Annotated in this window: 18 protein-coding genes; 6 read left to right on the top strand and 12 right to left on the bottom strand. The window is 58.1% G+C overall.

Annotated features, from left to right (window positions below; all coding sequences use genetic code 11):
- Nucleotides 1-460 precede the first annotated feature (460 nt).
- From P5704_017320 to P5704_017300, 5 genes are read left to right on the top strand one after another with little or no spacing between them, the layout of a single operon-like run.
- Nucleotides 461-901, top strand: a complete 441-nt coding sequence (locus P5704_017320) for a hypothetical protein (protein WOF77783.1) — start codon at nt 461-463, stop codon at nt 899-901.
- 14 nt (nt 902-915) lie between these two features.
- Nucleotides 916-3,084, top strand: coding sequence for an FAD-binding oxidoreductase (locus P5704_017315; protein WOF77782.1), 2,169 nt, complete (start codon nt 916-918; stop codon nt 3,082-3,084).
- Entirely contained in the window at nt 3,085-3,774 is a 690-nt protein-coding gene (locus P5704_017310; protein ID WOF77781.1) for a hypothetical protein, read from the top strand.
- Nucleotides 3,771-4,574, top strand: coding sequence for a cytochrome c3 family protein (locus P5704_017305; GenBank protein WOF77780.1), 804 nt, complete (start codon nt 3,771-3,773; stop codon nt 4,572-4,574). The genes P5704_017310 and P5704_017305 overlap by 4 nt, the downstream gene beginning before the upstream one ends.
- A gap of 11 nt (nt 4,575-4,585) precedes the next feature.
- Nucleotides 4,586-4,921 (top strand): DUF1622 domain-containing protein, encoded by a 336-nt coding sequence (locus P5704_017300; protein WOF77779.1) that lies wholly within the window; start codon nt 4,586-4,588, stop codon nt 4,919-4,921.
- 233 nt (nt 4,922-5,154) lie between these two features.
- Here the strand turns inward: P5704_017300 and P5704_017295 are convergent, their stop codons facing one another.
- From P5704_017295 to P5704_017285, 3 genes are all read right to left on the bottom strand, one after another.
- Nucleotides 5,155-5,484, bottom strand: a complete 330-nt coding sequence (locus tag P5704_017295) for a DUF2790 domain-containing protein (GenBank protein WOF77778.1) — start codon at nt 5,482-5,484, stop codon at nt 5,155-5,157.
- 1,010 nt (nt 5,485-6,494) lie between these two features.
- Nucleotides 6,495-6,830, bottom strand: coding sequence for a hypothetical protein (locus P5704_017290; protein WOF77777.1), 336 nt, complete (start codon nt 6,828-6,830; stop codon nt 6,495-6,497).
- Between the two features lie 195 nt (nt 6,831-7,025).
- Entirely contained in the window at nt 7,026-7,319 is a 294-nt protein-coding gene (locus tag P5704_017285) for a hypothetical protein (protein WOF77776.1), read from the bottom strand.
- 604 nt (nt 7,320-7,923) lie between these two features.
- Here P5704_017285 and P5704_017280 point away from each other — a divergent pair.
- Nucleotides 7,924-8,379, top strand: a complete 456-nt coding sequence (locus P5704_017280; protein WOF77775.1) for a DUF305 domain-containing protein — start codon at nt 7,924-7,926, stop codon at nt 8,377-8,379.
- A gap of 202 nt (nt 8,380-8,581) precedes the next feature.
- Here P5704_017280 and P5704_017275 read toward each other — a convergent pair whose 3' ends face one another.
- From P5704_017275 to P5704_017235, 9 genes are all read right to left on the bottom strand, one after another.
- Nucleotides 8,582-9,394 carry a cytochrome c gene (locus P5704_017275; GenBank protein ID WOF77774.1) on the bottom strand — a complete coding sequence of 271 codons (813 nt, stop codon included), beginning with the start codon at nt 9,392-9,394 and terminating at the stop codon, nt 8,582-8,584.
- A gap of 8 nt (nt 9,395-9,402) precedes the next feature.
- The gene (locus tag P5704_017270) at nt 9,403-10,563 is read right to left on the bottom strand and encodes a copper resistance protein B (protein ID WOF77773.1); all 1,161 of its coding nucleotides are present in this window, start codon (nt 10,561-10,563) and stop codon (nt 9,403-9,405) included.
- Complete coding sequence (locus P5704_017265) at nt 10,553-10,864, bottom strand: hypothetical protein (GenBank protein WOF77772.1); 312 nt, start codon at nt 10,862-10,864, stop codon at nt 10,553-10,555. Before P5704_017265 ends, P5704_017270 begins: the two co-directional genes overlap by 11 nt.
- Nucleotides 10,865-10,876: 12 nt before the next feature.
- Nucleotides 10,877-12,658 carry a copper resistance system multicopper oxidase gene (locus tag P5704_017260; GenBank protein WOF77771.1) on the bottom strand — a complete coding sequence of 594 codons (1,782 nt, stop codon included), beginning with the start codon at nt 12,656-12,658 and terminating at the stop codon, nt 10,877-10,879.
- Nucleotides 12,659-13,017: 359 nt separating this feature from the next.
- Complete coding sequence (locus P5704_017255) at nt 13,018-14,046, bottom strand: IS30-like element ISPsp7 family transposase (GenBank protein ID WOF77770.1); 1,029 nt, start codon at nt 14,044-14,046, stop codon at nt 13,018-13,020.
- A gap of 372 nt (nt 14,047-14,418) precedes the next feature.
- Nucleotides 14,419-16,182, bottom strand: coding sequence for a protein-disulfide reductase DsbD (locus tag P5704_017250; GenBank protein ID WOF77769.1), 1,764 nt, complete (start codon nt 16,180-16,182; stop codon nt 14,419-14,421).
- 182 nt (nt 16,183-16,364) lie between these two features.
- Entirely contained in the window at nt 16,365-16,805 is a 441-nt protein-coding gene (locus tag P5704_017245) for a DUF411 domain-containing protein (protein ID WOF77768.1), read from the bottom strand.
- A gap of 26 nt (nt 16,806-16,831) precedes the next feature.
- Nucleotides 16,832-17,104, bottom strand: a complete 273-nt coding sequence (locus P5704_017240) for a heavy-metal-associated domain-containing protein (GenBank protein WOF77767.1) — start codon at nt 17,102-17,104, stop codon at nt 16,832-16,834.
- A 73-nt stretch (nt 17,105-17,177) separates the two neighbouring features.
- Nucleotides 17,178-19,445, bottom strand: coding sequence for a heavy metal translocating P-type ATPase (locus tag P5704_017235; GenBank protein ID WOF81271.1), 2,268 nt, complete (start codon nt 19,443-19,445; stop codon nt 17,178-17,180).
- Between the last annotated feature and the right edge of the window lie 47 nt (nt 19,446-19,492).

Raw genomic sequence — 19,492 nt, 5'->3', positions numbered from 1 at the left:
TCGGCACAAGGGAAAGCTTGGACCCGTTTATGAGCGAGCCTCGAATAGTTCGTAAATATTGTTTGGCTTTATTGCAGATCAGACCTGTCGTTTATATAACCTAAACTTTACATTTATGTCAGTTACCTAAACTAACATATTTTCAGCGTACTACTCGCAAAACACCTGCTATCTCCGCCGCCGCAAACCACAAATAACCTGCTACCTCCTCTTCAAAATCAATACAACTATTTCACCAACAAACGTGAAAATGTAATGCACAAGTAAGGTTTACGACAGCTTCTTCTCCGTAGGCTATTAGTAATAGCCTGATCTGTAAGGTAGTTTTTCCTACGCCCACAGCCAAAGTCAGAAAAACAACCATTAGGAGGTTGTCATGAGACCGCACCGACGCACACCCCTCGCTCCAATTTGCTTCGTGGGAATACTCCTCGCTGGGACGACGCTCGCTGATGATGACATGCACAAGAAGGATGCCATGCCAGGCGCCATGGGGCAGCAGCCCGCCAGCACCCCGGCGGCACCTCACGCTCCAGCGGCGCACCCTACCGATCCGAAGTCCCCTGCTTCTCAGAATGCGCCCGCAACGCCCGATGCCATGGCCACGCACATGGAGGAGATGGCAGCCATGATGCGCGAACGGGGGCAAGCCATGGAGGCCATGGGCCGACAGATGCAGGAAGGCAGCATGCAGATGCATCAGCAGGCCATGGCGATGAAGGCTGGCGATGCCTCCGCGCATAAGGACATGGACATGCCCGCCACGATGCAGCACATGCAGCAGATGAAGGAGGACATGGAGCACTGCGAGATGCAGATGCAGAAGGTCGACGCCACCATGCAGAAGATGGATTCGAGCATGGGCGGGGGCATGGCCAAGAAGAAGATGGGCCATATGTAGTGGAGGCCGCCGCGGTGCTGACGGAAGGCTTCGTGGGGTGGAAGCGAGTCGCCGCCCTGGCCACGCTGGCGATGCTGCTGGCTCATGGAGCGGCCGGCGCTCAGTCGGCTGCTGATCCACACGCAGCCCATCCGCCAGACAAGACCGGCGGCACGACGGCTGCGCAGCCGGACGCTGCCGGCACGTCATCGGCCCGGGACAGCGGCTCGATGGCTGGTATGCCGATGGGCACCACGCCGCCGGCTGGCGCGCCGATGGGCGATGACGATCACGCCGCGCATCATCCGGACAAGGCCGGAAGCATGGCGGTACCGCAGCCGGCGCCAGCCGATGGCATGCCGGCGCAAAGCAGCAGCTCGATGAACGGCATGCCGATGAGCGCCACACCGCCGGCTGACGCATCGGCGGGCGATGACGATCACGCCGCGCATCACCCGGACGCGACTGCCAGCATGCCGGCTTCGAGTGGTGCATCGATGGCCGGTTCCATGGGCGGCATGATGGACGACATGATGCGCGGCTGCCGCGGAGACGAGTGCGGTCGGGATCGGCGCCTCAACAAGCTGCTGTATCCGCAGCTGATGGCGCTGCCGGATCTACCGCCGGAGCGGCGCGCGAGCGTTGAGCAGCTCGCCCACCACCGGATGCACGAAGGGATCCAGCTATTGGCGTCCCTGTCGTCGGAGGCGTCGCACGCGGTCCAGCGCAACGACTACGGCGGCCTGCAGGAAGCATCCGACCGCATGCGCGTGGCCTGGGGCGAATTCGACAGCGGCTTGTCGGCCTACCGCGCACTGGCCGAAGGACAGGCGCCGCGGGGGATCGCGCTGGCGTGGTTCCGGCGCGAGATGAACCTGACCGATCCCCTGACCACGGCCCCGGCGCACGGCGTCTTCGGCCTGTCGGGCTTCCACTACTTCACGATGGCGTTGCTGCTGGCCTTTGCGCTGCTGGCCGCCTGGATGTACGTGGCGCGAACCCGACGCACGAATGCGGTCCTCGCCACGTTGCGCACCGGGGCACCGGTGCCTCCGGCCCCCGCCGCTGCGCCTCGTTCCGGTGTGGCGCCGGCCCCCGCGGCGTCCGTGTCTCCGGGCGTGCCGGCCGAGGGCGAGCCGCAGGCACGCGCACCCGTGTCCACCATGGGCGGCTGGGTGGGCAAGCTGCGGGTCGCACGCGTCTTCCAGGAGACGCCCAAGGTCAAGACGTTTCGGCTGGCGCCAGTGGAGGGCGTGGGTGCGCTGCCGTTCGAGTTCGAGCCCGGCCAGTTCCTCACGCTTTCGGTGCATTCAGGCGGGAACCAGGTCAAGCGCTCGTATTCGATCGCTTCATCGCCATGCTGCCACGGCTGGTGCGACCTGACGGTCAAGCACGAAAGCGGCGGCATCGTCTCGGGTTACCTGCACGAGCAGGTGAAGGAAGGCGATCTCCTCGATGCGTCCGGCCCCTACGGCCGCTTCACCTTCCGCGGCGTCGAGTCCGACAGTGTCGTGTTCCTGGGCGGCGGCGTCGGCATCACGCCGCTGATGAGTTCCATCCGCTACCTGACCGACCAGAGCTGGAACGGCCGGATCGACCTGGTCTACGCCTGCAAGGACCTGGAAAGCGTGATCTTCCGCGACGAGCTGAACCAACTCGCCCGCCGGCATCCGAACCTGCATGTGTCCATCGTGCTGAGCGACGAGTCATCGGCGGCATGGACCGGCCCGCGTGGGTTCATCACCGCCGAACTGCTGGGGCAGATTCCGCAGATCCGTTCGCGCCGCATCCACTTGTGCGGTCCGTCGGTGATGATGGACGCGGTCCGCAACGAACTGGGCAAGCTGGGCATCGACCTGGCGTCGGTTCATTCCGAGCTGTTCCTGAGCCCCTCCAGGACAGTGCCTCCCGGCCTGGAGGTGTCGGCGGGCGACACGGCGACGGCCGTCACCTGCAGCTTCGAGCGGTCCGGAAAAAAGGCGCCGCTGGCGGCCGGCCAGACCGTTCTCGAGGCCGCCGAAGAGGTCGGCGTTCCGATCGAATATGCCTGCCGGCAGGGTTACTGCGGCCTCTGCAAGATCAAGCTGCTGTCGGGCGAGGTCACCATGGACGTGGACGACGGTCTGACGCCACTCGATCGTTCCTCGGGCGTGATCCTGGCCTGCCAGGCGAAAGCGTCGGCCGATATCTCGGTGGATGCGTAGATGCGCAACCAGGATCGCATCATCGCGACGATCATCTTCTCGATGCTGGTGGTCCTGTGGCTGGGTTTCCTGGTGCACCGCTCTTCCTTCTTCGCCGGAAGCCTCCTGGGTGGCGTGTTCGGCGTCGTAGGCGCGGCGTTCATGCTCGTCCCGCTCACCTACACCGTAATCAAGCGCAGCGCTACGCTGCGCCGCGCATTCACCAGGAAGCATGGCTTCGGCGCATTGCTGCAGGCGCACGTCTATTTCGGCTTGGTAGGCGCGCTGTTGGCCATCCTCCATAGCGGGCACAAGTTCCAGAGTGCGCTCGGCGTCGCGCTGACGGCATCGATGCTGCTGAGCGTGCTCACTGGGTTCATCGGCCAGCATTACCTGCGCTACGTCGCGGAGAACATCCGCGAGAAGAAGGCGCAGATCGACGGGCTGTGGCGCCTTCTGGATGGGCAGTACTGGGCCTACGCGCAAGGACCAACAGCGGGCGTTGCCGGTACGCCCAAGGCCAGCGCCGAACTGCTGCCACTGGCATCCGCCGCCGCCGATCTGCAGTACTCGATCCAGTTCCAGGAGCGGGTGCGCAGGCTGTTCAACGCCTGGCTGTCGGCACACATCGCGTTCTCGATCATCTTCTATCTTCTGCTGGCGTTGCATATCTGGGCTGGCATCTACTTCGGGTTGCGGTGGTTCAGATGAGTCGAAAGGGAAAGATCCTCGCCGCGCTGCTCGCGGTCCTGGCGCCGGTGTCGGCAGTCGCACTGTGGACATACCTTCCGCAAATGCAGCGCGCCGCGACGTGGCAGAACATGGCCTCTCCGGGCCCCCTGTCCAGCGCACATGCGTTTCTCAAAGAGGACTGTGCGGCGTGCCACACGCCGGTGAAGGGCGTGGAGGACGCGACTTGCGTGGCCTGCCATGCAAACGAGACCGTCCTGGTCCAGCGACAACCGACGGCATTCCATGCCGACATCGCCGGCTCGAACAACTGCGTGGCCTGCCACAAGGAACACGACGCCGGCCGCAGCCTGCGTGGTATGGACCATGCGGCTTTGACCGACATCATCGTGCGATGGCTCGATCGGGCCCCGGAGGGTCATGAGGGGGCGGTGCTGCTCGCGCACCTCAAGGCACACCGGCCCGAGGCGCTGCCGGGCAACCTCTCGCTTGCCAACGGCATGACTTACAAGGAGACGCTGCTGGACTGTGCGAGCTGCCACAAGACCACCGACCCGCACGTCCAGGTCTTCGGAAACGACTGCGCGACATGCCACGGCACGACCACATGGTCGATTGCCGAGTACCGGCATCCACCGCCGAGTTCCACCGAGTGCGGCCAGTGCCACCTCGCGCCGCTCAGCCACTACAAGGAGCACTTCGGAATGATGTCCAAGCCGATAGCGGGTGTCAGGAATGCGGAACCTGAGCAGTGCTATCTCTGCCACCAGACCACCTCATGGAACGATATTCGGGGAATAGGCATCTATGACCACCATTGACGGGTGTTTCTATGAACCTTGAGGCACCTCATGCAGCGATTGAGATCGCGGTGATCGGGTTCGAGATTGCAGGGGTGCTCGCTATAACTTTCGGAAGTTTCATAGCGCTCTATCGCTTTTTTTTCAATTACAAAGGGGCCGCATTGACGGATCGCTCCCGGTCATTACGGCAAGATATTGGCGGCGCGATTGTGCTAGGACTAGAATTCCTCGTTGCTGCCGATGTCATACGAACGGTTGTAATTGAGCCCTCGCTACGAAACGTTGCAGTACTTGGTTTGATAGTACTTGTCCGAACATTTCTCAGCTACACGCTCCATATGGAAAATAAAAGCCGCGAGTCGTAGGCACCCCTCGCGGCTATGTATGTACTACTAAGCACATCGCTCAGCTGGGCAGTTTCCCCAGACGGCCCCATGCCAGTACCCGCACCGATTCGCCATAAAAACGGCAAGGCTAGTAACGATTGTATTGCTGAAATGCTTATGACCACCGCCGCACCAGGAGCATGTCTCGGGCTGCGACTACCGCCTCGGACTCTTACGTTTATGCAGGCTTCGATGGGTCGATAGGTGGTGTCTTATCTCCGACAGTTCGTTCCGGCGACCCGATACTCAACAATCGCCAAATCACCCTTAGAGTCCTCATAGGTAATTTGGGCCGGCATCACATCGTTGCAGGTCATATCGGTTCGCGTGGTACGAATTACCTTGGCGATGTCCAACTTCATCCCATAACGATAATGGACAACTTCGGGAGGCTTCTTTCCGACAGAAGTAGCGTACTCCCGCATAGTATTTTCGTTCGCACGTATCATTTCGCCATACTCGCGATCTGAGCTACCCTCTGCCAAGGATAATGAGCTCACGCTCATAAAAAACACTGCTGCCGTAATCTTGAAAGCTTTCATAACCAGCTCCTAACTTAACGTGTGTGATGAAATTATAAGAGCGGCAAGCTGTTACTCATATGACACGGTAATTACACTGGTGTTATGAATCAAATTACCCAAGGATTAAGTGGGGCCGGTAGCATTCGAGCAAGCATAGCCATCCCGATTAATTGGCTCAGTTACCTAGCGGCCACACCATATGAAAATCATTCAGCCGTTGAGCTGGGGGTCGCAGGCGCTCAAGTTTTAAATTTGAGAGGCCCATCCACGCAGCGCTTCTGGCTAGGACGGGCCGACGGGTGACAGGCGCCCCTCGGCTCTTGATGAAGGGGCATAGAACTGGCACTGCCGGAGCAGAGAACAGCATCGGCATCGACCAGGGGCGTATTCTCGATATGCGCCGCATCAGACTTTCCCGGCTCAAAGCTGGGATACTGACCGCTGCGATCTCAGACCAAAAGATGGGTCTCGTCGATCACATGCATCGCTTTGCGTGACGTCCGCGTTTGCAAGCTACCCGCGGCAATTATCGGTGCCTTTTGGAAGACATCACGAGGAAGACCACATACTGCTCGACAATGACAGACTCAACTTGGTAATAGCCTATGTAGGAGGCGATAGCGGCGCGGCCATAAGGGGCGGCATTCAGAATGGCAATGGAGCTTCAAAACGCTGCGTATCGTCACACTTTTGGTCAGGGCCTCATATTCGCGGCAGAGAACGCGATCGCGATCGGCGGCATATCAGAGCGGACTGGTGGTTTTCCACAGCGACTGTAGTGATTTCGTAGCAGCACCACTGGGTCCCCCACAGACATTCGCTCAACTGGTGAAGTAGACGCCAACTGAATGTAAAAATTGTATGTGCTGTGGAAAAATTAAATCACTCGCTCATGTTGCTTTGAGCTGAGCCGAGAAGGCCGACTCAGCCCATTGTTGCATGACACGCTGTCAGGATCCTCCTCCCGTGTAAGGAGACGTTATGATCCGGCTTACCCCTGTGGCAGCTACTCAGAAATAACTTTCTTGTCATTTATTACCATGTGAGCGGTTGTTTATTTTGGCTGGCATTCCGCGGAACTCTACCGCGTGAAGTCGCCCGTCTGGAGTACGAATTTTTATTTCATATGGCCTAACATTTCCCTTAAGTGTGTTATTTATAGCTTTATTATCCGAACGCTCTTTATTCATAGGGGCCACACTCACCACCTCGCCGCGCTTCAGCAGATCCAGCATTACTTGGTGACCATCCCCAACAGTGTGATCGTGCCGCATAGCACTTTCTTGTTCCGTGCCGGCGACGGCTGCGAAAGCTGCCGAAATTAGCGAAATCGTCACCAGTGCTTTACTAATTTGGTTCATCATTTATCCCTCTTCCCCGATTTGCGTTTAAAAAACTATTGCTCGCTTTCTGTCTCAAACATCCCAAGTATAAACTGCACGTCTAGGGTTCCCTTAGCAAAGGGAAGCCTAAGCATCGATGATTGTTGCAGGGTAAGTGCTGATACCTGCAACAACCATAATCGTATTAATATCGCGGAGGTGTCCGTTAAAGTGGTATCAGCCGTTTTTAACGCCTACTGGGGCACCGAGAAATTCGACCGAATGGACGACTCCGTCAGGGGTTTTAATTTTAATCTCATACGTTCTTACATCACTTCCGGACACTGGTGAATTACCCATTGGGGTCACGCTTAGCACTTGCCCGGTTTTTAGCAGATTGACCATCACTTCATGACCATCGCCAACAGTATGGTCGTGTCTCATGGGTTGATCGCCTTTATTTGCAGCGATGAGAAAAGGAGATGTAGCGGTTAGAACAAGGGCGATAACGAGCTTTTGCATGCTTTTCATTGTGCTTTCCTCAGTGTTGGGGCCTGATTTGAGTGTGGCGGGTGAATACTTACGGGATGCTGTCCCTAAAATTACATTGGCGTAACCTCAGTGACAGCCAACAAACGTTCAGCTCCTGCGCTTTGGAAACTGGAAACAGGTCTGAACGACCTGATCTTCCACAAATCGCAATTACTGGTTACCGCAAGGATCTCGATGTCGCCCCTTACCCCTTAAAGGCTTACCTCTTCTACATTCGACAGCGAATATCGAGGAGACATCCACAGTTCGACAGGTCGTACAGCGTCACCAGGCGCGCCGTGTTCCTCACCAAATCACGGAAGCGCGTCACGCAGCCAGACTGGCGCATGGTCACTTCGACTTGGAGCAGCGCTGCGCAAACCCGAGAGCGAGTAAACTTGGTGCAGATTACATTTTTGTAAGCTTTTTAAAAAAATCGAAACCTCACAGCCTCCCGGCTTGTCCGTTCTTAGGTAACACCGAGGGCTGATTATCAAATCTGAGCTCTCACAGTATTAGTAACGCAACTGCCCGGCATGATCGAAAAATACGCAGACTTTAGTCAATGCAATACTGTGGCAGCACATCACCAAGAGGAGTTGATATGAAAATGTCTTATTGGCGTTTCGCTGCGATGGTGGCCACATCAACCGTCATCATGTACGGCGTTATGTATTTGAATACTTACGCTTTTGAGCATGTTCTATGGAGTGAGACCCGTGCTTGGATGGCGTTAGTAATGGGAGCTGTCATGGCGATAGTCATGCTCGCCTTCATGCTCAATATGTACAAGAAAAAGCCCATGAACATAGCGATATTCGCCGGCGGAGCAGCTTCCTTTGCTATTGCCCTGTGGCTTGTTCGTAGCCAGGCAACTGTCGACGATACGGACTATATGAAGGCCATGATTCCTCACCATTCCATAGCCATCATGACAAGTGAGCGCGCTCAGATTTCAGACCCGCGCGTTCGCAAGCTGGCAGATCAAATCATTGAGGCTCAGCGCCGAGAGATCTCTGAGATGAAGTTCCTGATCAATGATCTAGAGAGGGCTAACTGAAAAAACGTATCGAGCAACTTTCTCGCCCCGGCCCGTTTTTCCTTCAAGCGTCACGCGATCCCGACGAGGTCATTGCGCTTATTGAGTTCGCTGACCTGAGCGGCCAGCACACGAACTAACCCGCGATGACGGCGGTGTAGCAAGACGCTCGTCGCGGTAAAAGCTCAACTACTGCTTGACCACCAAACGTGCCCCGTTGCTTTTAGCTGTCATGTACGTGCTCTTTGCCATCCGCATGAGTGTGAGCGTTGGACGCCGGCTCGGCATGATGGTCGCTGGCGCTACTGCCTTTCGTGCTGGAGTTACTTCCACCATGGTGATCATCGCCGTTACTGCTCGAAGAATGGTGATCGGCCTCTGGAGCTGAGCCGCCGTGGTGGTCTGCAGCCGCTATACCGCGACGTCCAGACTCTCCTCCAGCGGCAGCATTGCCATGATGGTCAGAATTGCTGCCATCCAAGCTTTCATGATTGTGCGTCTGGCTCTCACCGCCACCATGCTGGTGACCGCCACTCGCAGCGACGAGCGCTTGGTATTGCGTAGCGTCGATCTTGGGCAACTGGCTGATGAAGGCAACCATGCCCCAGATATATTCGTCGCCCATACTCTTACCCCAGGCCGGCATGCCTGTTGCTTTGATTCCATGCTTAATGACCCAGAAGGCGGATGCAGGGCCTGCGTCAATGCCGATCTTGGCCAGGTTAGGCGGGGCTGGATACAGCGCCTGACTCAGCTCTGTTTGTTCGACACCGGGCGCCAGATGGCACCCAACGCACATGGCGTTGTAGTTCCCGGCCCCGCCACGAATGAGAGCCTCGTCATCTAGATTGGGAATCTCAATGTCCTTGGACCGCGCTTCGATAGAGCGATCACGCGCCATTGAAAGGAACGCATGCACGGCTGGGTAATGAGGATCGTCAGCACCAACGTTGATCAAGCCGGAATAGGCTCCGGCTAATATTGCTGCACTACCGACAGCGCCTGCTACCAACAGGGTTGTAATTGTTTTTTTCATATCAGGCTCTAAAACCACATTCGAATGCCGGCGACAAAGCGCGCCTCTTCAACATCTTCTCCTTCGTCGCGCAGCATGTCTGCGGTATTACCGTATGAGCGACTCCAAGAAATCCCGATGTAGGGCGCAAACTCGCGAACGATTTCGTAGCGCAGGCGCAAACCCAGTTCGGTATTCGCCAGGCCCGAGCCCACTCCTCTTTCAGAATCATTCTTACCGTAGAAATTGGCTTCCGCAGTTGGCTGGAGGATCAGCCGATTGGTAAGCAAGATGTCATAGTCGCCCTCAAGACGCGCCGCAGTCTGGCCGTTTTCGCCGACGAAGGCTGTGGCCTCGGCTTCAAAAGCGTAAAGCGCCATGCCTTGCACACCAAAGGCAGCCCAGGTCTGTGGAGACTCGGGTTTGAAGTCTTGGCGAACGCCAGCAACGACGTCCCACCAGGGGCCGACCGAGCGCCCATACAACAGCTGCAGCTCGGCATCCTCGGTTACGCCGTTAGTACGCTCTCCCTCGGAACGAAACCAGACCCGATTGATATCGCCTCCCACCCAGCCTGAGGCATCCCAGGCCAGGGTGCTGCCCTCATCAGCGTCCTGATATTCAAGCTGATCGAGCAGAAAGAAGCTGTTGATGCCGCTATCGTGCACTGTGTGTCCAGGCAGAGGCGCGAAGGCCGCTTGGCGATCAGCATCCGTGAGGACGGGGATCGGTGTACGACTGGTGCTTCTCGGGGTATCAGCGGAGCTATGGTTCATTTGGGAGTGATCCATGTTGCTGTGATCCATCCCTTTCATTTGCTCTTGCATGGCGCCGTGGCCCATCTTGCTATGGTCCATAGCCGCAGCTTTACTCTGATTTTGGCCATGGTTCATCTGGGAGTGATCCATACTGCCCATCTGGCCTTGCATGGCCTCATGATTCATCTTGCTGTGGTCCATAGCAGGAGTCCCATCCTGCGAATTCTGGCCCTCGGGCATCTGGCTATGATCCATGCCCCCCATCTGCACCTGAGCAGCCCCGTGGTTCATCTTGCTATGGTCCATCGGCATGGAGCCGTGGTCCATAGTCGAGTGATCCATCTCTTCTGCGGCAAAGGTAAAGCCGCTACTCAGTGCGCTCATTGACACCGCCAGCGCAATGAGCGATGGACGTGAAAGCTTAATGGTCATGGTTCGAATCTGCCTCGGCATGGTCGCTGCCATGCTCACCGGTCATTTTTTGGTGGTCCATGCCGTCATGGTCCATCGAGCCGTGATTCATCGAGCCGTGATCCATTTGCTGATTGGCGGGGCCCTGGCCTCGCACCTGAGGAGGCTGCTTCTCACTTGCAGCTTTGGAAGAGTCAACGGCGTGCCGTCCGTGATCGCTGTGATTTTCTTCGGCCAGCGACACTGGGATATACAGGGCAGCCAAAAGGCTCAACATTGCGGCACTGCAGAACAGGTGGTTTCGTTTCGGGGAATTGCTCATTAGATATCTCCTTTACTCATCCACACGAACTTCACGGAACATGCCCATTTCCATGTGGAGCAGCAGGTGGCAGTGATAGGCCCAGCGCCCTAGCGCATCTGCGGTTACGCGATAGCTGCGCTTCGAGCCTGGTGGTACATCAATGGTGTGTTTGCGAACTAGGAAGTTGCCGTTCTCATCCTCCAGATCGCTCCACATGCCATGAAGGTGGATGGGGTGGGTCATCATGGTGTCGTTGACTAAGGTGATACGAACACGCTCGCCATACTTCAATCGCAACGGTTCCGCATCAGAGAACTCAATGCCATCGAATGACCAAGAGAATTTCTCCATGTGACCTGTGAGGTGCAACTCGATGGTACGGCTCGGCTCGCGCCCATCCGGATCGAGGAAGGTGCTGTGCAGATCTGAGTAAGTCAGCACACGGCGACCGTTGTTGCGAAGCCCGATTCCCGGGTCATTCAGCTTGGGAGTTGGCGTCATGGTCTGCATGTCGACCAGAGGGTTATTGGTTTCGGAGGCCGGATGGGGCTGCATCGCTCCACCCATGCCTGCCATCGCTGAATGATCCATGCCAGCCATGCTGTCGTGGTCCATACCTGCCATCTTGCTATGATCCATGCCTGCCATGCCGCCCTGCATGGAGCCATGATCCATTCCCTCCATGCTGCCGTGATCCATTCCCATATCGCTCATGGAGATCAACGGGCGAGGATCAACTTCAGGAACAGGCGCGCTCAGCCCTTCGCGAACGGCCAGGGTGCCGCGTGAATAGCCAGTGCGGTCCATGGACTGCGCGAAGATGGTGTAGGCCTGCTCGCTATCGGGCTCGACTATTACATCGAAGGTTTCGGCCGCAGTAATACGGAACTCATCGACGCTAACAGGTTTGACGTACTGCCCATCGGCCGCCACCACCGTCATCTTTAGACCGGGGATGCGGACATCGAAATAGGTCATGGCCGATGCATTGATGAAGCGCAGACGGATTTTCTCACCCGGCTTGAAAATACCAGTCCAGTTGTTATCCGGCGCCTGGCCATTCATCAAGTAGGTGTAGGTATAGCCACTGACATCGGCAAGATCAGTCGGGCTCATTTTCATCTCGGCCCACATCTTCCGATCAGCGATCGCTGCGGACCACCCCATCTCGCTCACGTCATCGACGAAGTCGCCGACAGTACGTTTGTGGAAGTTGTAGTAATCCGATTGCTTTTTGAGCTTGGCCAGAACCCGTTCCGGATCTTCGTCAGTCCAGTCACTTAGTAGCACGACGTAGTCACGGTCGTAGCTGAACGGCTCCGGCTCTTTGGCATCGATCACCAGAGCACCATAGACGCCAGCCTGCTCCTGCAGTCCCGAGTGACTGTGGTACCAATAGGTGCCGTTCTGGTTAACCTTGAATTTGTACTCATACATGCCATCGGGGGCGATGCCGTGGAAACTCAGGCCAGGTACGCCATCCATGTTCGCCGGCAGGATGATGCCGTGCCAGTGAATCGAGGTATCTTCCTGCAGACGATTACGAACGCGCAGAGTCACGGTATCGCCTTCCCGCCACCGCAGGGTCGGCCCCGGAAGTGAGCCATTGATGGTCATCGCGGTACGAGCCGCGCCAGTAATATTTACCGGGGTTTCACCGATGAACAGATCAAAATCGGTACCGGCCAGCACGTTGGCCTGACCGGGACTGGTCACGGCCCAGACCGGCATACGCCACATGCCTAAGCCGCCGAGAATACTGGTGGCGGCTAGCCCCTTGATGAAAGTGCGCCTTGTGGTTTTGCTTTGCATCCCGTTATGTCCATTAATCAGATGAGCCGGTGGTGAGCAATCCGGTCTCGGGTTCGTTGACTGCCCCACTATCGAGATTCCACCTTCAACCTTTCCCACTGTTGTGTGAACTCGTCCAGCGAGCAGCGCCTCTTCAGCAGTTGGTAAGCTCAGCTTATTTGGCGTCGCAATTTGCAACAGGCGCCTCGGCTTATGCTGCTTGGAGGCGACAGATTCTCAAACCGCCACTCAGGTGCCCCATATGCCAACTGACACATTCGCCCCTGCCAAGTCGGAGTACTCGGCAACGCATGAAAACAGGGGCATTGTTCGATCCCCCTCGAAATACCCGGCGGTTGCAGGAGCTGAGTGCAACACGGTTATTGAATTGAAACCGGAGCATCATGCCGCATTGCCATGGCATTTTGCATGACCTCTCCCATCACCTCGATGGGGCATTTGAAGTCGAAGCGCTTGCGCGGTCGCATGTTCAGTTGCAGCGCAATGGCGTCCAGCTCCTCCTGGCTATGTACCGACAGGTCTGTGCCCTTGGGCAAGTACTGGCGAATCAGGCCGTTGATGTTTTCGTTGCTGCCGCGCTGCCAGGGGCTGTGCGGGTCGCAGAAGTAGATCGCCACGCCGGTTCTTTGGGTGATCTCGGCGTGTCGCGCCATCTCCCGGCCCTGGTCGTAAGTCATGCTCTTGCGCATCTCCAGCGGCATGCTATTGAGCGCGGCGCTGAAGCCTTCCAGCGCCGAAGTCGCCGTCGCGTCGTTCATCTTCACCAACATCAGGTAGCCACTGGTGCGTTCCACCAGCGTACCGACGGACGAGGCGTTGGCCTTACCCTTGATGAGGTCGCCTTCCCAATGCCCCGGCATCAGCCTGTCTTCAATCTCCGGCGGGCGCACATGAATACTGACCATCTCGGGGATCTGGCCGCGCCGATCCACGCCACCAGAGCGCGGCCGGCGCGTCGTCTTGCCTTGGCGCAGACAGATGATCAGCTCCTTACGCAGCTCACCCACTGGCAGGGCATAGATCGCGTTGTAGATCGTCTCGCGACAGACGTAGGCATCTCGCAGGTTGGGTATGTTCATGCTGCGCAGCTTGCCGGCAATCTGCTCGGGAGACAAACGCTCACGCAGCATATGGGTCACCAGTTCGAAGCGCTCGCTACCCGGCAACAGTTTTCGCATCGGTCGACAAACCTGGCGGCGGGCCTGCATTTGCTGCTGGGCCAGGCGGGCCGAGTAGCCACCGCAAGCACCTCGGTTACGGCGCAGCTCACGGCTGATGGTCGAAGGGGATCGGTTGATCAAGCAGGCAATCCTGCGCAGGCTGAAGCCTTGGGTACGACCGATTTGAATGGTGGCGCGCTCTTCAACGCTGAGTTCGGTATAAGACATAGGGGCAGCACCGTACCGGAAAGGTCAGGTGTTGCACTCAGTTTTTGCCGCCGCCCCCGTTAATTCGGTTTCCGTTTGAACGGAGTGCTTTGTTCTTCAGGCACGACGCCAACTTAACCGCGGCATCCTGTCACAGGACTTAGCGAAACATTACAGTTCTGTCAGGTTCTAGTTTTTCTGACTGTTAAGTTCCGGTGTGGCTGTTCAACAAATGGCTGACTTCAGCCGTCACGGATTTTGAAAGTGGAGCATCGGTAAAAACGATCAAGTCATCTGCCCACGTCTTAGCTTTCAGCCGCCGCAAGTACATGCTGCGGCGGGCTGCGATCTGCCAGCTGACGTCGACTTCCGGGAGCGACCAGGTTGCATGCTTTACATTCGGTCGTCGGCTTGACGCAGTCGTTCCAGAAAACTCTCGGCGTCGGTTTCACCAACCGTGCGAAGGTCCTGCCACTCATCACCACTGGGGGCAAACAATTGCAGTGCCGGCGGGCCAAACAGCTGGTAGCGATCAAGCAGCGCGCGTTGCTCGGCATCGCTACGCGTCATATCGAAGCGCACCAGCCGGTAATCAGCCAGCTGTTCGCGCACAGAGGACACTTCGAGTACTTCTCGTTCGATTACTTTGCAACTGATGCACCAGTCGGCGTACCAGTCCAGCAGCAAAGGTTGGCCGGCAGTTTTCGCTGACAACAGTGCCGCATCCAGGGCTGCTGGGGTGTCCAGGGTCTGCCAGCCGACGGTTGCGCCGATTTGAGGCAAGCCTTGGGCGTCCAGGCGACCCAGTGGGCGCAGCGGGTCGGTTTGACCTTGCAAAGCGCCCACCCAACTGCTGATGCCGTAAACCAGCAAGGCCACACCAAGCAACTGGGCAAGCTTCTGCTTGCCGGGCTTAGGAATAAATTCCAGGGCGCCCAGCCACAACGCAGTGCCAACCGCCAACAGGCCCCACAAGGCCAGCGTCACGGGAGCTGGTAACACACGCTCCAGCAGCCATACAGAGACACCCAGCAACATCAGACCGAAAACCTTGCGTACGCCGACCATCCAGGTCCCGGACTTGGGCAACAAGGCGGCGCCACCAGTGGCGAACAACACCAACGGCGCCCCCATGCCCAGACCCAGCGAAAACAGCTTCAGCCCGCCGCCCAGGGCATCGCCGGTGGCGCTGATGTACAGCAGCGCACCGACCAGTGGTGCTGTCACGCAGGGTGATACAAGCAGGCTTGACAGCACGCCTAGCGTTGCGGCCCCTATCATTGAACCCCCGCGGGTTCGGCTGGCCAGGCGATCCATTCGTTCGGTAATAAAGCGCGGCATACGCAACTCGAACACCCCGAACATGGCCAGGGCAAATACCGAAAAGAACAGCGCAAAGGGCACCAGTAGCCACGGTGACTGCAGGCGCGCCTGCAGGTTGAGGCCAGCTCCGAACATGCCCATCAGCGCTCCGAGCAGTGCGAAGCAGGCAGCCATGGGAAGTACGTAGGCAAGCGACAGGCGAAAACCTCGTAGCCCACCGAGTTGTCCACGCAGCACTACGCCGGAAAGGATGGGCAGCATCGGCAGCACGCAGGGAGTGAAAGTCAGCCCCAAACCGGCCAGAAAGAACAGTGCCAGACTTCCCCAGTCCAAGGTCGTTTCCGGTTGCGCAGGCGATACCGGGGGCGAGTTACCGATCTGAAAAGTGCGCATTTCAGGTGGGTAGCACAGTCCCAGATCGGCGCAGCCCTGGTAGCTCACCTGCAGGGTGAACGGCCTGTTCTGAGGGTTATCAATCGGTAGTTCTAAGTCCGTAATGCCGTAGAACACCTCGACATCGCCGAAATACTCATCGGTTTTCGGTTCGGCTGCAGGCCATTGCGGGGTGCCGATTGTTACTTGCGGATGGTCGCTGTTGAAGGCGAAACGATGTTTGTAGAGGTAATAGCCATCGGCATTTATGAACCGCAGGCGAATACTGTCGGTGTCGGCTTCTATCAGATCAAGGCCAAAGGCCAGATCCACCGGCAGGAAGTCCTGGCTGTTATTCAGGGGGGCGTTGAACAGGGCCGGCTGTAAGCGAGGCAGATCAAAAATCCCAGCACTGACCGGCAGTGGGATCAGTAAAAGCAGGCACAGCAAAAGGCGGAACATGGGTATCTCGCGGAACAAGAGTTAACGAAAGGCTCCGGACATAATTCCGCCTCGCAAGTCAGGAAACTGTCCTGAGCAAGCGAGCCGGACGGGGTGATCGCTGCGATCATCCAGTGATCACCCCCGCGTTCTCTTTGCTGCCACCCGCCTGGGAAAGCCGGTCAGCGGCACGGAGCCTGAATTTACGGGTACTTGGCGAGGACCTCATCCTGCCCTGAACGGGTAAGCCCGATTACCTCGTAGGCATGTTTGGCATCACCGTGCTCCATACCGGGCGATCCAGCCGGCATGCCGGGCACGGCAATACCTAGCAGGTCGGAACGCTTGCGCAATTCGAGTATCTGCGCCACCGGCACGTGGCCTTCAACGAACTTGCCGTTGATCACACCGGTGTGACAGGACGCCAGACGCGGCTCCACTCCTAGGTCTTGCTTCACCGAACGCATGTTGCGTTCAACATGGTCGCGGACCGCAAAGCCGTTGTCCTCCAGATAGGAGATCCAGTCCTTGCAGCAACCACAGTTGGCGTCTCGGTGTACATCGATGATCAAGGGTTCAGCGGCATGGATCGCCCCACTTACCAGCAGCGCCGCAAGGGCTGATATACGCAGTTTTCTAGACATATAAGAACCTTGTTTGCCTCTCGTTTTCAGTTGCAGCCGCAGCCACCGCTGCCACCGCAACCCGTCTTTTTCATGTTGTTCGTCCCGGCTGCCGGACTGGCCAGCTGCGCGGGATATCCCGCATCAGTCAGGGAAGCAATCAGCACTTGGCTGTCGCTCTGGCCGCTAACCCGCACCCTGGCGGCTTGCAAATCGACATCCACCTTGGTGACGCCCTCGACAGTGTTGAGCGCCTCGGTGACATGCTTGACGCACGAGCCGCAGCTCATGCCTTCGACGTTCAGTTCAATGGTGCTCATGAGAATCTCCTGGGAAGTCACCGTAATGGTTGAGCAGATGTTCAACCTTGCCAGAGCGGCAAGGTCAAGCGTTTCAATCGATCGATACCTTGCGCAGCCTCAACGCGTTAAACACCACTGAGGCCGAACTCAGGCTCATCGCCAGCGCGGCGATAATCGGCGACAGCAGCAGGCCGGTCAGCGGGTAGAGCAGGCCTGCGGCCAGCGGGATGCCCAGAGCGTTATAGAGAAAAGCAAAGGTCAGGTTCTGGTGCATATTGCGCACGGTGGCCACTGACAGGCTCCTTGCGCGCAAGATGCCCAGCAGGTCGCCCTTGACCAGCGTGACTTGAGCGCTGTTCATCGCCACGTCGGTGCCGGTGCCCATGGCAATGCCGATATCGGCGCGCGCCAGGGCTGGGGCGTCGTTGATGCCGTCGCCGGCCATGGCCACGCGGTGCCCTTCTTGTTGCAGGGCGGCGGCCAAGCGTTCCTTGTCCTGTGGTTTGACCTCGCCGTGCACCTCTTCGATGCCTAGCTCGCGGGCCACTGCGCGAGCAGTAGTCAGGCCATCACCGGTGGCCATGATCACCCGCACGCCGTCTGCCTGCAGGCGCTCTACCGCCAGTTTCGACGTCGGTTTGATCGGATCAGCCACTGCCAGCAGACCAGCCAGGACGCCGTCCACCGCCAGGAACATGATGCTCACGCCTTCGCCGCGCAACTGTTCGGCCCGCGCACTGAGGGAGCTGGCATCCACGCCGGCATCATTCATCAGCGCGGTGTTGCCCAGTTGCAGGTGGTGGTCATCAACCTGGCCACGTACGCCGATGCCGGAGGCTGATTCGAATGTCTCGGCCGTGCTCAGTGCCAGGCCGTGCGCGCGGGCATGGTCGACGATGGCGTGGGCCAGGGGATGTTCGCTGCCCTGATCGAGGCTCGCTGCCAGGCGCAGCACCTCATCCGGAGTGAAACCAGGCGCCGCCTCTACACTGTGAAAGGCCGGGCGACCTTCAGTCAGGGTGCCCGTCTTGTCGACGATCAGCGTGTCAATCTTGCGCAAATTTTCGATGGCGCCCGCATCGCGGAACAGTACGCCGCTGCCGGCCGCCTTGCCGGTTGCGACCATTACCGACATTGGCGTGGCCAGGCCCAGGGCGCACGGGCAGGCAATGATCAGCACCGCCACCGCGTTGATCAAACCGAAGACCCAGCTCGGCTCCGGACCCCAAAGCCCCCAGACAAGGAAGGTTAGTATGGCGATAGCGATCACCACCATCACAAAGTAACCAGCAATAACATCAGCCAGTCGCTGCATCGGTGCTTTGGAGCGCTGCGCCTGGGCAACCATCTGCACGATCTGCGCAAGCATGGTCGAGCTGCCGACCTTCTGCGCCTGCATCACCAGACTGCCGTGGGCGTTAAGGGTGGCACCGATGAGACTGTCACCGACGTGCTTCATGATCGGCACCGGCTCGCCTGTCAGCATTGACTCGTCCACCGCGCTTTCGCCTTCCAGCACCAGACCGTCGACTGGCACCTTCTCTCCAGGGCGTACGCGTAGCCTATCGCCCGCATGAACATGGGTGAGCGGAATGTCGTCCTCTGTACCGTCGGGATTGATGCGTCGCGCGGTCTTCGGCGCCAGGCCGAGTAGTGACTTGATCGCCGCCGAGGTCTGCGAGCGTGCCTTCAGCTCGAGGAGCTGGCCGAGCAGAGTCAGTGAGATGATCACCGCCGCCGCCTCGAAGTACACGCCGATGCGCCCGTCTTGTACAAAGTCGGCAGGAAACACGCCTGGCGCCAGAGTGGCAACGACGCTATACAGGTAGGCGGCGGCGGTGCCGAGGCCGATCAGCGTCCACATGTTCGGACTGCGCAGCACGAACGAGCGTACGCAGCGCTCGAAGAATGGCCAGCCAGCCCAAAGCACTACCGGAGTGGTCAGTACGAGCTCGACCCAGTTCTGCGTGGTGCCGTGGAACAGGTTCAGGGAATGCCCACCCATGGCCAGCACGGTGACGATCACCGTCAACGGCAGGGTCCACCAGAAGCGCCGAGAGAAGTCCTTAAGCTCCGGGTTCTCTTCTTCGTCTAGTTCCGGAATGACAGGCTCCAATGCCATACCGCAGATTGGGCAGCTTCCTGGTCCTGCCTGGCGAATCTCCGGATGCATCGGACAGATGTATTCGGTGCTAGGTCCGGACGGCGCTTGAGCTACATCTTGATGCTGCTCATGCGGCCGGCCGCTTGCGAACCGCTGAGGGGCAGCCTGGAATTTCTCCTGACACCTTGCGCTGCAAAAGCGATAAGTCTTTCCTTCGAAGGTCTCGTGATGAGGACTATCTGGCTTGACCGCCATTCCACACACCGGGTCGTACTGTTTACCGTTTTGATCGTGCGAATGGT

It is taken from the genome of Pseudomonas sp. FeN3W, assembly GCA_030263805.2.
Lineage (GTDB): Bacteria > Pseudomonadota > Gammaproteobacteria > Pseudomonadales > Pseudomonadaceae > Stutzerimonas > Stutzerimonas stutzeri_G.
The sequence above is the reverse complement of the archived record's forward strand: the minus strand, read 5'-3'. Positions and strand labels throughout refer to the sequence as shown.

Coding starts and splice junctions, on each gene's coding strand:
- P5704_017320 (WOF77783.1), top strand. CDS start 461: ATGCACAAGAAGGATGCCATGCCAGGCGCCATGGGGCAGCAGCCCGCC.
- P5704_017310 (WOF77781.1), top strand. CDS start 3,085: ATGCGCAACCAGGATCGCATCATCGCGACGATCATCTTCTCGATGCTG.
- P5704_017305 (WOF77780.1), top strand. CDS start 3,771: ATGAGTCGAAAGGGAAAGATCCTCGCCGCGCTGCTCGCGGTCCTGGCG.
- P5704_017300 (WOF77779.1), top strand. CDS start 4,586: ATGAACCTTGAGGCACCTCATGCAGCGATTGAGATCGCGGTGATCGGG.
- P5704_017295 (WOF77778.1), bottom strand. CDS start 5,484: ATGAAAGCTTTCAAGATTACGGCAGCAGTGTTTTTTATGAGCGTGAGC.
- P5704_017290 (WOF77777.1), bottom strand. CDS start 6,830: ATGATGAACCAAATTAGTAAAGCACTGGTGACGATTTCGCTAATTTCG.
- P5704_017285 (WOF77776.1), bottom strand. CDS start 7,319: ATGAAAAGCATGCAAAAGCTCGTTATCGCCCTTGTTCTAACCGCTACA.
- P5704_017280 (WOF77775.1), top strand. CDS start 7,924: ATGAAAATGTCTTATTGGCGTTTCGCTGCGATGGTGGCCACATCAACC.
- P5704_017275 (WOF77774.1), bottom strand. CDS start 9,394: ATGAAAAAAACAATTACAACCCTGTTGGTAGCAGGCGCTGTCGGTAGT.
- P5704_017270 (WOF77773.1), bottom strand. CDS start 10,563: ATGACCATTAAGCTTTCACGTCCATCGCTCATTGCGCTGGCGGTGTCA.
- P5704_017265 (WOF77772.1), bottom strand. CDS start 10,864: ATGAGCAATTCCCCGAAACGAAACCACCTGTTCTGCAGTGCCGCAATG.
- P5704_017260 (WOF77771.1), bottom strand. CDS start 12,658: ATGCAAAGCAAAACCACAAGGCGCACTTTCATCAAGGGGCTAGCCGCC.
- P5704_017255 (WOF77770.1), bottom strand. CDS start 14,046: ATGTCTTATACCGAACTCAGCGTTGAAGAGCGCGCCACCATTCAAATC.
- P5704_017250 (WOF77769.1), bottom strand. CDS start 16,182: ATGTTCCGCCTTTTGCTGTGCCTGCTTTTACTGATCCCACTGCCGGTC.
- P5704_017245 (WOF77768.1), bottom strand. CDS start 16,805: ATGTCTAGAAAACTGCGTATATCAGCCCTTGCGGCGCTGCTGGTAAGT.
- P5704_017240 (WOF77767.1), bottom strand. CDS start 17,104: ATGAGCACCATTGAACTGAACGTCGAAGGCATGAGCTGCGGCTCGTGC.
- P5704_017235 (WOF81271.1), bottom strand. CDS start 19,445: ATGGCGGTCAAGCCAGATAGTCCTCATCACGAGACCTTCGAAGGAAAG.